Annotated in this window: 8 protein-coding genes and 1 tRNA gene; 3 read left to right on the forward strand and 6 right to left on the reverse strand. The window is 63.4% G+C overall.

Translation table 11 applies throughout. From position 1 onward, the window contains the following. The first annotated feature begins 43 nt into the window (after positions 1-43). Positions 44-1240, forward strand: coding sequence for a cystathionine beta-lyase (metC, locus tag RSO67_RS02110; protein ID WP_315844147.1), 1197 nt, complete (start codon positions 44-46; stop codon positions 1238-1240). 26 nt (positions 1241-1266) lie between these two features. Here metC and RSO67_RS02115 read toward each other — a convergent pair whose 3' ends face one another. The 6 genes from RSO67_RS02115 to RSO67_RS02140 are packed head-to-tail and all read right to left on the reverse strand — an operon-like array spanning position 1267 to position 12476. Continuing rightward, a complete protein-coding gene (locus tag RSO67_RS02115; RefSeq protein ID WP_068736456.1) occupies positions 1267-1605 on the reverse strand; it encodes a lipid-A-disaccharide synthase N-terminal domain-containing protein in 339 nt (112 codons plus the stop codon). After that, a complete protein-coding gene (locus RSO67_RS02120) occupies positions 1606-2361 on the reverse strand; it encodes a glycosyltransferase family 2 protein (protein ID WP_315842151.1) in 756 nt (251 codons plus the stop codon). A 56-nt stretch (positions 2362-2417) separates the two neighbouring features. Further along, a complete protein-coding gene (locus RSO67_RS02125) occupies positions 2418-3260 on the reverse strand; it encodes a phosphatase PAP2 family protein (RefSeq protein ID WP_315844148.1) in 843 nt (280 codons plus the stop codon). Continuing rightward, positions 3260-5002, reverse strand: coding sequence for a glycosyltransferase family 39 protein (locus RSO67_RS02130; RefSeq protein WP_315842152.1), 1743 nt, complete (start codon positions 5000-5002; stop codon positions 3260-3262). The genes RSO67_RS02125 and RSO67_RS02130 overlap by 1 nt, the downstream gene beginning before the upstream one ends. A 50-nt stretch (positions 5003-5052) precedes the next feature. Continuing rightward, a complete protein-coding gene (gene pbpC, locus RSO67_RS02135; protein ID WP_410001798.1) occupies positions 5053-7260 on the reverse strand; it encodes a penicillin-binding protein 1C in 2208 nt (735 codons plus the stop codon). Further along, positions 7257-12476, reverse strand: coding sequence for an alpha-2-macroglobulin (locus RSO67_RS02140; protein WP_315842154.1), 5220 nt, complete (start codon positions 12474-12476; stop codon positions 7257-7259). The genes pbpC and RSO67_RS02140 overlap by 4 nt, the downstream gene beginning before the upstream one ends. A 507-nt stretch (positions 12477-12983) precedes the next feature. Here RSO67_RS02140 and RSO67_RS02145 point away from each other — a divergent pair. Together RSO67_RS02145 and RSO67_RS02150 are read left to right on the forward strand one after the other, a co-directional pair. Beyond that, positions 12984-13337, forward strand: coding sequence for a hypothetical protein (locus tag RSO67_RS02145; protein WP_315842155.1), 354 nt, complete (start codon positions 12984-12986; stop codon positions 13335-13337). Between the two features lie 270 nt (positions 13338-13607). Then, positions 13608-13685: transfer RNA gene (locus RSO67_RS02150), tRNA-Arg, on the forward strand. Positions 13686-14381 lie beyond the last annotated feature (696 nt).

Here is a 14381-nt window from a genome sequence, read left to right on the forward strand (position 1 = left end):
GATGCCAATGGCCTTGCAACACCTGCAGACCGGCGGCCCCATTATGACAGCTTCGAACGATAATCACGGCACCACCTCGCTCGACACGGACACCGTGATCGTCACCGCTGGCCGCGACACCAAATCGCAGAGGGGCTTTGTCAATCCGCCGGTCGTGCGCGGCTCTACGGTGTTGTATCCGACCGCCGACGACCTCCATGCGCATCGCGGCGAGTTTCAGTATGGTCGCCACGGCACGCCGACCACCAAGGCATTGCAGGAAGCGCTGATGGCGCTGGAGGGCCCGAAATGTGCAGGCGTGGGGCTCGTGCCATCGGGCCTCGCCGCGATCTCGACCGCCCTGCTCTCGGTGCTGAAAGCCGGCGATCATCTCCTCGTCAGCGACAGCGCCTATCGGCCGACACGCAATTTCTGCAACGACATGCTGGCACGATACGGCATCGAGACTACCTATTTCGATCCGCTGATCGGTGCCGGTATCGAAGCGCTGTTCAAGCCCAATACCCGCGCCGTCCTGGTCGAAGCGCCGGGCTCACAATCCTTCGAAATGCCGGATGTGCCTCTCATTGCAGGCATCGCGCATGCGCGCGGCGCGCTGGTGCTCGACGACAACACCTGGGCCACGCCGCTGTATCATCGCTCGCTCGAACAGGGCGTCGATATCAGCATCCAGGCCGCGACCAAATATATCGGCGGCCACTCGGACATCATGTTCGGCACCATCTCCGCCAATGACGCAGCGTGGCCGCTGATCAGCGAAGGCATCAGGCTGCTCGGAACATGTGCAGGCCCGGACGACGTCTTCCTCGCGCTGCGCGGGCTACGCACGATGTCCGTGCGGCTCGCGCATCATCAGCGCTCGGCGCTGGAGATGGCCCGGTGGCTGGAGACCCGCCCCGAAGTCCTGAAGGTGCTGCATCCCGCTTTGCCCAGCCATCCCGGCCACGCCGTCTGGAAGCGCGACTTCACGGGCGCATCCGGCCTGTTCAGCATCATCCTGAAGCCGTCGTCGCAAAAGGCGGTCGATGCCCTGCTCGACACGGTCAAGCTGTTCGGCATGGGCTATTCCTGGGGCGGCTTCGAGAGCCTCGTCATCCCGTTCGACTGCTCGGATTATCGCAGCGCGACGACATGGGCGCCCGGCGGTCCGGCCCTGCGGTTTCATATCGGGCTGGAAAGTGTCGATGATCTGAAGGCTGATCTGGAGCGCGGCCTAGCGGCATTCAACGCGGCGCTCTAATCGGCGTGGTCGCCAGATAAAGACGCTCAGCTATCGAGCGTCTTTGATCCGCTGCCGCGGTTCTTGATGATCAGCATAATGTTACGGACATAGATCACGGTGGCGAAAGCCTGGCCGAGGATGATCACCGGCTCGCGCTTGGCGATGCCGTAGATCAGCGTCATAAACCCGCCGGCCATGGAGAAGAACCAGAAGGCCATTGGCACCACGCTCTGTCCGGCGCGTTCGCTGGAAATCCACTGCACGAGGAAGCGCGCGGTAAACAGCAGCTGCGCGATCAGGCCAAAGGCGAGCCAGAAATCGAACTTCGCGACGAAGACGTCGTAGATGTAGTCGCCAAGCGCCTGACCGTATTGAATCAGCATTTATTTGAACTCGGTTGCGACCGGCGACGTACGCTTGCGGCGGATCAGCCACCAGACGCCGGCGAGATCCATGATGCCGATCCAGAGCCGATCGAAAAATCCGTAATTGGACACGCCGGAATGGCGCGGCCGATCGGTGACATCAACATAGGCGATGTCGAAGCCCTCGCGACGCACCAGCGCCGGAAGGAAGCGATGCAAACCATCGAAATAAGGCATCGACAAGAATACATCGCGGCGGAATGCCTTCAGACCACAGCCGGTATCGCGGGTGCCGTCCTTCAGGATCGCGTTGCGGACGGCATTGGCGATCTTCGATTGGGCTTTCTTGAAGCCGGTATCCTTGCGGCCAACGCGCTGCCCGGCGGCGAGACCAACTCGGCCGCCGCCATCCTGAATGGCCGAAATCAGGTTGGGCAGGAATGCCGGATTGTTCTGACCATCGCCATCCAGCGTGGCCACGATGGCGCCGCGGGCGTTGCGCACGCCGCTTCGCACGGCGGCCGACTGGCCCGACGATGCGGCGTGGTCGATGCGGCGCAGATTGCTGCGCGTCTGCATCAGCTCGGCCAGCCGAGCCGGCGTGGCGTCGGTCGAGCCGTCATTGACGTAGATAATCTCATAGGGCCAACGGCCGTCGAGCGCGGCGGTGATCTCGGCGATCAAAGGCGCGACATTGTCCTGCTCGTTGCGCACAGGCACGACAATGGAGACGTCGACAGGGGCAGCTTCGGGAGCGGACAAATCGGAGCTCATGGTTGGAGGGCGGTCCTGCGGGAACTTGTCGCAGCCGGCCCGGCGAAGACCGCTTATTATGGGGCCGCGGTCCCGCGGGCAACCCTTTTGAGATGGCCTGCGGACGGCCCTGGCAGCGGGTCGATCGTGCCGTCCTGGTGAATGGTGAACGCCAGATGTCGGGCCGCAAACCAGTATCGCACCGTCATGGCGCCAATCCAGCCAACCAGCCCGCCGCCGACCACGTCACTGGCATGATGCGCCAGCAGGACGAGACGGCTGGTGCAGATCGCGACCGCATAGACAATCATCACCGTGCGCAGCCGCGGCCAAAGCGCGGCGACCGCAAAGGCCAATGCGAAACTCGTGGTCGCATGGCCCGACGGAAAACTGGCATAGGCCGGCGTCCAGGCGAAATGCGAAAAATGGAAAGGATCCGCCGCGCCACTGACGAAAGGCCGGCCACGGCCGAGCATGCCTTTGATGATTTCAGCTACGAAGACCGACAGCGCGACCGACAGGAAGATGTATTGAATGCGCGTGCCGAAGCTGACAAGTACGGCGCGCGACGTGCCGTGCCGCAGCGGCGCCAGCAGGGCCAGAACGATCATAAGCGCAAGCAGCGCAAGCAGGACATATTCGTCCTTGCCAAAATCCGTAAAAATACGCAGCGGCCACAGGCCGGCCGTGCCGCGCGCCGGCATCAGTCCGATCTCGGTGGCATCGACGATGAACATCAGTGCGATGATGATCACGGCTGTCACGGCGCCAAGCGCCAGCGAACGGCGCGCCCAATAACGCGCAGCTTCGGCTCGCCGCGAATGCGACGGTGCGCGAACGAGCTGTGCGAACGACTGCCAGACCAGCGCAACGAGCTGCGACAGATAGGTCTGTGGCTGCGATTTGTCCGGGGTTACCATCACTCGGTCCCCTCGGAGCGATAGATCGCCACCGAAATCGCTTTGCCCTGCGAGAAGTTATAGCCGTCGATACGGGTCGCCATGTTGTAGCGCAGGCCGATGGCCTCGGCGCGCATCGCGAACTGGCGCTCCGAACGCAGTTCGACAAGCGCGAAGCGACAGCTGCCCTGCCCGAGGAAATCCGCCGCGCCGGCGCCATCAGTGAGTTGTGTGGATGTGCCGGTCATGAACACCAGGCTCGGCTCGTGATATCCCGCTGCCGCAGCCTTGGGACCGACGCAGACCACGTTACGCAGCGCACGTGCGATCTGCACGCTTGGAAACAGCGGTCGGAGCGACGGCAGCAGCACGCCATAAAAGGCGGCGCTCATGAACAGTGAGGCCACAACCGCATTCAGCAACGAGCGTTCTGCGCGGGCGTTATCATATAGCCACCAGGCAAACAGGCCGAACACCAGCGCTGCTGCGGCAAATGGCCAGGCCAGAAACACCGGATGGCGGACGATCGCAACGGCACCGATCTCGGCGACCACAGCGGTCAGCGCCGGGATCGCGAACCACCAGGCCGCACCGCGCGCCAGCCAATTGCGCGCCAGCACCTGGCGCTCAAGCGCACCGATGACGAGGATGGCGATCGCCGGATAGAGCGGCAGGACGTAATGCGGCAGCTTGGTCATCACGACTTCGAACACGATCCAGGACGGGATCAGCCAGGCCAGCAGATATTGTGCGCCAGGCTCGCGTCGCGCGCGCCAGATCGCCGGCGTGGCCATCCCGGCCAGCGGTGCTCCGGGCCAGAAGGTGATCCAGAACAACAGGAAATACATGCCCGGAGGCGCGCCGTGGGATTCCTGCGCTGCCAGTTTGCTCAGCATGTCGCCGCCGAGCGAATTGGAGAAGAACGCTTGTCCCGACTTCAGGAAGATCGCGACGAACCACGGTAGCACCAGCAACAGCATCCAGACGACGCCGACCAGCGGCCGTAATCGCCACAGCCACGCGACCGAACGATCCATGATCGCCAGTGCAATGATCGTCAGCCCGACGAACATCAGGATCAGCGGCCCCTTGACGAGAATGCTGATTGCCATGGCCGTCCAGAATACCGCCGGCTCCTGCCAGCGGGCCTTGTCGGCTTCCTCGCCACGCTGCCACGCCAGGTAAATCCGCGCCATCGCGCCCATCACGGCAATGACGGTCAGCAGCAGCATGGCGTCGGTCTTGGCGAGCCGGGCTTCGACGTTGAGCAAGACCGAACTGCACATGATCAACGCAGCCAGCACGGCACCACGCCGCGTCAGGAAGGCCAGCGCGGTCCAGTAGGTCAGCAACACTGCGCCAATGGCGCCTATCAGAGACGGCACCCGATAGAGCCAGATTCGAACTTCGGCATTCTGGAGACCCAGAGCCTCGGCGGTCTCGACCACGGCCGCCTGCATCCAGTAGATGCCAACCGGCTTCTTGTAGCGGACCTCGTCCTGGAACCGGATGTCGACGAAATCGCCGGTCTCGACCATCTGCTTGGTCGCCTGCGCAAAGCGCGCTTCGTCGCGGTCGATCGGCGGGATGGTGAAGAATCCCGGCAGGAAAAACAGAAACCCGCAAATCGTCAGGAAAACGACCGCACGGGCGTGGCCGGAGCTGACGAAATCAAGCACGCGCACCAGTCTGCTGCCCGGATCGACACGGGTTTTCGGCTCGCGCGGGGCGCCAAATCGGGGTCTTGGATAGGTCTCGGCCATGCCTGTCGCATACGCTGAAACCACCGACCGGACAACCAGTTAGCCCGCGCTTATTGGATTCTGACCACAACTGTGTCTGCGGTGCCCACCGCGTCCATGACCGTCAGTCGAACGAAACCCGGACCGGGCGGATCGACCAGCCGCTGGCGCCGGCTGTCGAGTTCCCCGGCGGCCATGCCGTTGACCAGAACGGTCATGGGCAGCACCCCGCCGGCAACCTTGACCGGCACTGCCGAAAGCTGCCCCTCGCCGCCGCTGGCGTCGATCCGGGAACCGTTCAGCGGGAACTGGATATGCAGGGCTTGATCGCTGCCGGTACGGATCAACTCGCCGACAGGGCGGAACCGACGCAGCGGCAGCGGCAATTTCGCATTGCTGGCCATCAGCACGCCCTTGGGCGCCTTCGGCAACGGAGCCGGCAGCTTGCCGGTCCGGGCAAAGGCATCGAACAGGATCGGAGCCGCGGCCGTACGACCGACCAGGCCGGGCACCGGCGCGCCATCGGGCCGGCCGACCCAAACGCCGATGGTCATGCGGCCGTCGAAACCGACCGACCAGGCGTCGCGATAGCCGTAGCTGGTGCCGGTCTTGAAGGCGATCCGGTTATGCGCGGCATTCTCAGGCGGCGGTGTGCCGATCAAGACATTGCCGACCTGCCAGGCTGCAGCCTGGTCCATCAGCCGCAATGATTCGCGATCGTCACCGCCATTCGCCTGCATGATCTCCCGCAGCGGCTTCGAGCTGCCGAGCCGCGCCACGCCCGTATAGAGTTGGACGAGGTCCTGCAGCGTAATGCCGACGCCGCCGAGGCCCATGGCGAGACCGGGCGCCTCACCCGGCGGCAGTACCAGATTGCCGCCCGCCTGTTTGAGCCGTGACGACAACCGCGACGCGCCAACACGATCCAGCAGCGCAATGGCCGGCACATTCAGTGAGAGCTGCAGCGCCTTGCGCACCGGCACGGTGCCCTGAAAGCTCATGTCGAAATTCTCCGGCGCGTAACTGCCGAAGCGCACCGGCCGATCCTCGATCAGGCTTTCCGGATGCACGAAGCCATCTTCAAAGGCGAGGCCGTAGATGAACGGCTTCAATGTCGAGCCGGGCGAGCGCACCGCGCGGGTCATATCGACCTGCCCGGCGCGGCGATCGTCGAAATAGTCGGGCGAGCCGACATGGGCGAGCACGTCGCCGCTCTCATTGTCGACAGCGATGAGACCGATGGAGATATTGTTGCCCAGCGCCGCCGCGCGATCACGCGCGAGGCTTTCAAGTGCTCGCTGGATGCTGGCATCGAGCGCCAGCTTGATGATGGGGCGATCCTTGTGCAGCGACGTCGCCTGATCCGCGGAATGCGGCGCCAGGATCGGCATCGGCTTGCGCAGCTTCGGCACGCTGACGGATTTCGCCTGCATGGCATCGGCGGCCGACACCCTGCTCTCGCCGACCATACGTTCAAGCACGCGGTCGCGCGCCACGCGCGCATTGCCGGGATGACGATCAAGCCGGCGGTGTTCCGGCGATTGCGGCAGCGCTACGAGCAATGCAGATTCCGCCAGCGACAGCCGTTTGGGCTCCTTGCCAAAATAGGCGATCGACGCGGCGCGAAGGCCTTCGAGATTGCCGCCGAATGGCGCCAGCGCCAGATAGAGATCGAGGATCTGATCCTTGCTCATCTGCCGCTCGATCTGCAGCGCACGGACGGCCTGTCTGATTTTAGCCGATATCGAGCGTTGCTGCCGTGGTTCGATCAACCGGGCGAGTTGCATCGTGATGGTCGAGCCGCCCGACACGATCTCGCCGCGGGTGACGAGCTGCAGCGCGGCGCGGCCGAGCGCTAGTGGATCGACGCCATGATGGCTGTAGAAGCGCTTGTCCTCATAGCCGAGCAATATGTTGAGATAGCCGGGATCGACTGAGGTCCTGGCATCAACCGGAAGCCGCCAACGACCGTCCGCCATCGCATAGGCGCGCAACAACTTGCCGTTGCGGTCGATGACGGTGGTCGAGATATTGCGGGCCTGTTCGAGCGGAAGCGGACCAAGCGACACCACCCATGTGGCGATGGCTGCACCACTCACGGCCACAGTTACGGCGGCAGCGGCGACGGCCTTTCGGATAAGCCTCCGGCCCCTCCCCACGTCGTGGCCGGGCTTGTCCCGGCCATCCACGCCTTGGCCACGATCCACACAAGAAGACGTGGATCCCCGGGACAAGCCCGGGGATGACGGAGTGTGTGGCGTGGGCGTGCCCTCGTTCATTTCGCCTTCGCGACCTCGACACTGCCCGTTCCCGTCCGCCCGTAGCGCGACGGATTGTACATGTCCTCCACATAGGCCTGCGGCAGCACATACTTTCCGGGCGACACCGCGCGAACGATGTAGGCGACCGTGAACACCGCCTTGTCGTCGCTCTTGCGGTCGATCGCCGCGGTGAAGCGGTCATCGCGAAATTCGGTGTTCTCGGGTTCTTCGCCATCCTCGATCCAGTCCAGCGTGCCGCTGTCACCCGACGACACCAGATGCGGATTGTCGATCTCGAAACCGGCCGGCAGATAGTCGGCCACCATGATGTGCCCGTATTCCGGCTTGGCTTCCGTGATCTTCAGCACCACGGCGAAGCGATCATTCTGTTTCGCCTTGGTGACGTCGGCAGGCTTGCCGTCGAGCGTGAAGTAATTGCGCTCGATCTTGAAGCCGTTGGATGCCGCCGGCTCCGGCGTGATCGGTGAACCCGAAACCGAGACAACCGCCTGCACCGGCGTATCGCCGGTGTTGGTGATCTTGATCGGCTGCCCGGACATCTCCGCTGCTTTGTAGCTCCGATAGAGCGCGGTCTTCACCGGCGAACCATTGACGTCCAGCGCCAGCGTATTCGCTTCCTTGGCCAGCGCACGCGACGCCAGCACCAGCCACGCATTCTCCTGCGTGGAGGTGAACGGCGTCAGGCCGCGCGCGGCCTCGACACGCTGGACCGCCTGCGTCAGCGTTGCACGCGGCGCATTGCCTTCGCTGGCCAGCGAGACCAGTGCCGCCGCGTCCCGGAGCGCCGAGCCGTAATCGACGCGGCCGAATTCGATGGCCGGCTTCGGCGCTAGGCTTTCGACGGCCGCCGCATAGACACGTTCTGCACGGGCACGGTCACCGACCAGCGCCAATGCCGCCGCCAGCTGCGACTTGGCGATGGGCGTCGCCAGGTTCTTCAGTTTGGTGTCGGCGAGATAGCGCAGATCGCCGATCGGCGCGGTGCCGTTCTTGGCCAGCACATAGAGGCCGTAAGCGAGATTGCGGCCGCCGTCCTTTTCGGGCTCGTCAGCATTGACGACCGAGTTGCGCACGCGGTCGAGCGCGGCGCGGAACAGCACGTCCGGCACTACAAAACCCTTCTCGCGGGCGCGGGTCAGGAAATCCGTGACATAAGCGTCCAGCCAGGCATCGTCGCCGCCCGCCGACCACAGGCCGAACGAACCGTTCGAGCCCTGACGCGCCAGCAGTCTGTCGATCGAGTCCTTGATGCGCTGATCGACACCGGTATCCATCGCCAGATGCGCTCCGGCCGCGAGATCGTTCACATAGAGGAGCGGCATCGCGCGGCTGGTGATCTGCTCGGAGCAGCCATAGGGATAGCGATCGAGCGCCTTCAGGATGGTCGCGGCGTCCAGCGCCGTGGACAGGCTGACCGACAGCGACACGCCGCCGGTGCCCGCCACGAGATCGGAGAACATGTCCGATGTCAGCGTCAGGCTCTCGCCCTTCGCCAGCGTGCGGATCGAGCGCCGCGCCAGTATCTGCGTTGCCGCCTTGACGTCGAGCACATAGTGCCGTGCCAGCGTCAGCCCGTTCGGTCCCTTGATATCGACATCGAACTGCGCCGTGCCGGCACCGGATGCATCGATGGCCAGCGCCATCGAGGTCCGCTGCTTGGCGGCGAGCTTGATCGTCGTGGCTGGATTGCCGGTCACCTTGACGGGGCCGGAGGTCTTCACGGCAATGGTGTAATCGCCCGGTGCGCCTTCGACATTGTCGAGGTCGAAGCTCATGGTACCCTTGTCGCCGGACAGCAGGAAGCGCGGCAGCGTCGCCGTCAGGACCACGGGATCGCGCACCGTGACGTCCACGGTGGCGCGGCCCAGCCTGGTCGCGGTCCAAGCCACGGCCATCACGCGGGCAGTGCCGGCGAATTCGGGAATCTCGAACTCGATCTGCGCGGTGCCATCTGCAGCCACAGTGACGATACCGGAATACAGCGCCATCGGTTTCTGCGTGGGCGGCGAGCCCTCGATCTGAGCGCCAGCACTATCGCCGCCAGTGCGCAACTGGCCGCGGGTGCCCTGCATGCCGTCGATCAACTGCCCATAGATGTCGCGAATTTCCGACGTCATGCGGCGCTGGCCGAGATAATAGTCATCCGGCGCCGGCGGCTTGTAATTGGTCAGGTTGAGAATGCCGACATCGACCGCGGCGACCACAATCTTGGCGTCCTCGCCGGGATTGAGCCCGCCGAGTTTCACCGGCAGCTTCAGTGTGGTGCTCGGGCGGATCAGTACTGGCGGCGACAGTGCGACATCCAGCGTGCGCGCCTTCTTGTCGATGCTGAACCACTTTAACCCGATGGCACGGCCCGGCATCCTCTTGGCAGCCGCATCGAGCGGCCGGCGCAGCGTCGCCACCACATAGGCACCCGTGCCCCAGTCCTTGCCGACTGGAAGCTTGATCTGCGACTGCCCTTCCTTGACCGCGATACTCTGGGTCGTCAGCAGGCGGTCACCGAGCACGTTGATCGTCAGCAGGCCCGCCGTTCGGGCATTGACCGAAACGATCATGGTGTCGCCCGACAGATATTCCGGCTTGTCGATGGAGGTCTCCAGCAGGTCCGGCGTATCGGCGCTGCCGTCGGAATACCAGCCGACATCGAATTGCACCGAGGTGATCGGGCCGTCGGCTTCGTTCGATTTAACGTCGAGACGATAGCGGCCGGGCTGCGGCTGCAGCGAGATGCGCGCGGGCGCATTGGCGGCGACGGTGAGATCGCCATCGGCGACGCGCTTCGTCGATTTGACCGGTTCATAGTCCCAGGACGAATTCTGCCGATACCACTGGTAGCGGGATTCCATCTTGAGCAATTCATAACGCAGGCCGCTGCGCGCCAGCGAGGTTCCCTCCGGCGACACGACCACGACGTCGAAAGCCGCGCTGTCCCCCTCGGCGACGTTCTTGTCCTTGAACAGCGGCTTCACGCCGATCATCGGCGCGTTGGGCGCAACCGGCAGTACGAACTTGCGCTCGACGGCACGGCCGCCCGCTTCGGTCATGCGAATGAAGATCTGGGCTTCCTGCGGACGGGTCGAGGACGGCGGCTTGGCAAGGCTGACCGGGAACGTGGCGACGCCATTAGCGTCAGCTTCGGGCAGTCCCTCGATCGGCGTGCGTTCGTTGCTGGCGCTTTCCTCGTCGGCAACGCCGAACTGGTAGCCGGCAAATCCTGGGCGAGCTGCGGCAGGGCTGACAAGTAGATCGCCTTCGAGCTGCAGGCCCGACGCGGGCGCGCCATAGAGGAAGCGACCGTCCACTTTAAGTTCTACAGGAGCATCAGCTTTGATCAGCTTGTCCTTGGATGATATATCAAATTCAATCCGATCCGAGACGTAATCCTCGACCATGAAAGTGGTCTCGCCGACCGATGGCGCCTTCGGATCGGTGAAGGCACGGACACGCCAGGTGCCGGTTGGGACCGCGGAGTTCAATGGCAGCGTCAGGCTGCGACCGCCTGCGCCCTGATCCTGCAACACCGCCCGACGGAACTCGACGCCGTCCGGGCGCTCAACCACGAGGGTCATCGGGCCGGAGGTCACAGCATTGCCCTGCCCGTCGCGCAACAGCGCGGTGAGATAGACCGTCTCGCCGGAGCGATAGACGCCGCGCTCGGCATAGACGAAGGCATCGGCGCCGGCGGGAACCGCGCGGCCGGAGACGCCGCGATCCGAGAGATCGAAGGCATTCGATTTCAGACTGAGGAATGCATAGTCGTTCTTGTCGCTGGTGACCGTCAGCAATGCCGGCGACAGGCCGCCCTCGCCCCTGGCGAGCCCCGCCTCGAACAGCACGTGGCCGGAGTCATCGGTCTTCCTGGTCGCCAGTATCTCGTTGTTGCGCGCGACCAGCCGGACGTCGGCCTTGGCCATCGGATCGGTCGAAGCGAGCGAATTGACGAAGACATGGATGCCGTCATTGCCCGAGAAGGCGGTCAGACCAATATCCGACACGATGAACCACTGGGGCGCCAGCGAGCCGTCGTCATCGCCGCCGCCCGAGCCCGGCCCCTTGGCCGCCGCGGTCATCACATAGACGCCTGGCTGCAGCTCGCCGATGGCCTGATCGACCGGGAATGCCGTGGTAACGTCGGCATTGAGCGTCGAGGCCGTGGCCAGCTCGCCGGTCCAGACCTTCATGCCGCGCTCGTCGCCAAGGCTCTCGAGCTGGTACTTGCTCAGCGTCGTCTGGAAGTCGCTGCCGATGACGGCGTTGATCAGGTTGCGATCACCGATCCGGAACACGTTGACGGTGACCGCCTGGGTGTTGACCGAGACCACGGGGATGCCCTGCTGGCCGGAGCGCGGCAGCACATAGGCACGGCCGGTGAAACGCACGAACGGCTTGCGGTCGCGGACATAGATATTGAACTCGGCCGACTTCGGCAGGCTTTCCTTCACCATCGACGGCAGGCCGGCGCGCAGGTTGATGTTGTAGCGCTCGCCATGCTTGAGGCCTTCGACGCAGAGCTGCTTCTCCTCGGAGGTCAGTGCCGGCTTGTCACTGCCGGCGAGCGCCAGGAACGGCGCGAAGTCGACCCGCTTGGCGAGTTCTTCGGAGAACTGGAAACAGGCCCGCGGCGAGGCGGAATCCGAGTCCACGGTGTAATCGAGCAGCCGGAAGCCATGATCGTCGCGCAGCTTCTCGTATTGGCCGCGCACATCGGCGACCTCGCGCATCTCAAGCGACAGGCGCAGCGCGTCCAGTGCCGGGCGCCACAGCTTGCGTTCTTCCATGGCCCGGCCAAGCACGGCCAGCGCCTCGGCCTCCTCGCCGGCATTGCCGGCACGCTGATAGGCGATATAGGCCGCGGTCGCGGCGCGCTCGCGCAGGAAGGTGGTTTCGGACGAGGTTGCCGAGCGGATCTGGAAGATCGTCTTGGCAAGCCGCAGCCAGTTGGCGCTGTCGTCGGGCGCAATCGCCACGATCTGACCCAGCGTCTGCAGACCGGCGCGGAAATCGGAGCGTTTGAAGGCCGCGTCCGCGTCAGTGCGCAAAGTTGCCGCGCTCTTGGCGACAGGCCCCGCCTCGCTCTTGATCTGCGCCTCGAGCTTGATCGCGGAATCCGCCAGTTCATCCCGTCGGAAAGCCTTCTCGGCCGCGTGAGCCGAGACGAGGCCGAACGCCAGCGTGGCGCAGACAGTGACGGCGCGAACCAGACCAATCATGGACAACTCCCCTGCACGGACGAATGCCGCCTGGATTCAAATGTGCGTAAAAACGGTGACGGACTCATGGCCAGCTTGTTCGCGAGTCTCTCGACCGGCGCAACGCGAGACACGACGATTGCTGGCAACATCATGTGACGAACCCGGGTAACTCAAATCGCAGCCCCACGCGCAAGCTGCGGGCATCATGGCGGCGGGCCATGCCGAAAGCAAAGCCACGTCACCGCCGGTTGGTCGCCCCTGTGCGGGAAACGGTTCGAGCACGCGCTGACGATTTTCGTGACAGTTTTACAACCGGTCATACGCGCATGAACGGCCGGCCCGGCCCGTCATCGCCCCACGCGTTTTAATCAAACGCGACACGTTAAGACTAAAAACAGCCTGTTGGGGACGACCGGAGATCACGGGTACCCAAGTCTTCCAGCTGCGGTCAGATGGGTGCGCCTTGCGGCATCGGATGATCACGGCGATCGCCCGACCGTTCGGTCCTTCTGGGCGCATCGCATCATGATCGAACTTCTCTTGGCGACAAGTTCACTGGCGGGCCTCGCCGTCGGACTCGTCGGCCCCGTATGGGTCATTATCGTGACGACCGTGCTGGTCGCGGTGCTGTCCGCTGTCGTGACATGGAGCCAGGGATTTCCGGCGCTGGGCGGTGTGGCGGTCACGACGGGATGTCTGATCGCGTGCCAGATCTCCTATATGGCCGGCCGTTTCGTAACCAGGCAATACGGCTTCCCGGAGCAGCTATTTGAGGATGACGTCGACGGCGAGCCAGGCGATCGCGGCCAGCGCGGCATCTCCAGTGACAATGGCAAGGACGGCAAGCCACCATCGCGGCCCCCGCCGTCGGAGCCTTAGGGCCCGCCAGTCTGCCAACGTCGAATCTGCGAGACGATCCCCGAACGGGACAGGAATCGAAGCGACGTCAAAGGCACAGACGGACGTTCGGTTTTGGGACGAAAAGCGGATCAAGTCGGCACACTTTCTGGCTGAAATCGCGGGTTCACCGCTCAATCAGCAAGAGAAAGGCCAGCTCACCAACCACCCTAATGCTTGAAAACCGTGTTCGAATCCGGCCAATTCACCCGGTCTGTCCAAGCCAAACCGACGATGATATGACGACGCGCCGGTCCCATAGCTCAACTGGATAGAGTAACGGATTTCTACTCCGTGGGTTGCAGGTTCAGAATCCTGCTGGGATCGCCAGCATTTCTCCCATCATATCAATGGCGTGACAGCGTATCGCATTCGTTCTTTGCGGATTTCCGTGTTGCGCCGTGCAATTGCTAAGCCCCTTTGATTTCAGGCTTTCCCGTCTAGTCCCGCTGGGTGCGCGCAACACGAAATCTGTATTCGCTCTCAGCTTGGTATGCCAAGCAACCTCTACGCGGAGCCGCGCGTCTCGTGCGATAAGTTTGCCTATGGAGAGATGGCTATCCCTCACAAAACAGGTGACTGTTATCCTGGTCGGATTGGGTGTGTTCGCCTTTACGACCTGGCTTGGGATTTCAGAGTTATACCGCTTGCTGTCTACCGGACAGCTGCTTGGCCGCTTCCGCAGTAGCGGCAGTCCCATCCACTCAAGACTCATCAGCTTCGAAAGCGACCCTTTGAACTTTGTTGGGTGCTCGGCGTCTCGGTGGTGATGACAGCCTTCGGGCTTTATGTTTTCGGCGTGCTTTGTCTGAGAATTCGCCAGTGGTGGAAAGCCAAACCGAAATCGACCGAAACGTAGAAGCGTTGATCGCAACTTACTTTGCCGCCACTGCCGCGCCTGTATCTCCCCTTTGATTTCAGGCTTTCCCGTCTAGTCCCGATAAATGCACGCAACACGAGATTCCTAAATCGTTCTCCCGAAACGATCATGCCTGGGAAGACATCGGGATGATCTTGGCGCGCCTC

The sequence above is a fragment of the Tardiphaga sp. 709 genome, assembly GCF_032401055.1.
GTDB lineage: Bacteria > Pseudomonadota > Alphaproteobacteria > Rhizobiales > Xanthobacteraceae > Tardiphaga.

Excerpts from the sequence above, each read along its gene's own strand:
- metC (WP_315844147.1), top strand. The coding sequence starts at position 44 with ATGACAGCTTCGAACGATAATCACGGCACCACCTCGCTCGACACGGAC.
- RSO67_RS02115 (WP_068736456.1), bottom strand. The coding sequence starts at position 1,605 with ATGCTGATTCAATACGGTCAGGCGCTTGGCGACTACATCTACGACGTC.
- RSO67_RS02120 (WP_315842151.1), bottom strand. The coding sequence starts at position 2,361 with ATGAGCTCCGATTTGTCCGCTCCCGAAGCTGCCCCTGTCGACGTCTCC.
- RSO67_RS02125 (WP_315844148.1), bottom strand. The coding sequence starts at position 3,260 with ATGGTAACCCCGGACAAATCGCAGCCACAGACCTATCTGTCGCAGCTC.
- RSO67_RS02130 (WP_315842152.1), bottom strand. The coding sequence starts at position 5,002 with ATGGCCGAGACCTATCCAAGACCCCGATTTGGCGCCCCGCGCGAGCCG.
- pbpC (WP_410001798.1), bottom strand. The coding sequence starts at position 7,260 with ATGAACGAGGGCACGCCCACGCCACACACTCCGTCATCCCCGGGCTTG.
- RSO67_RS02140 (WP_315842154.1), bottom strand. The coding sequence starts at position 12,476 with ATGATTGGTCTGGTTCGCGCCGTCACTGTCTGCGCCACGCTGGCGTTC.
- RSO67_RS02145 (WP_315842155.1), top strand. The coding sequence starts at position 12,984 with ATGATCGAACTTCTCTTGGCGACAAGTTCACTGGCGGGCCTCGCCGTC.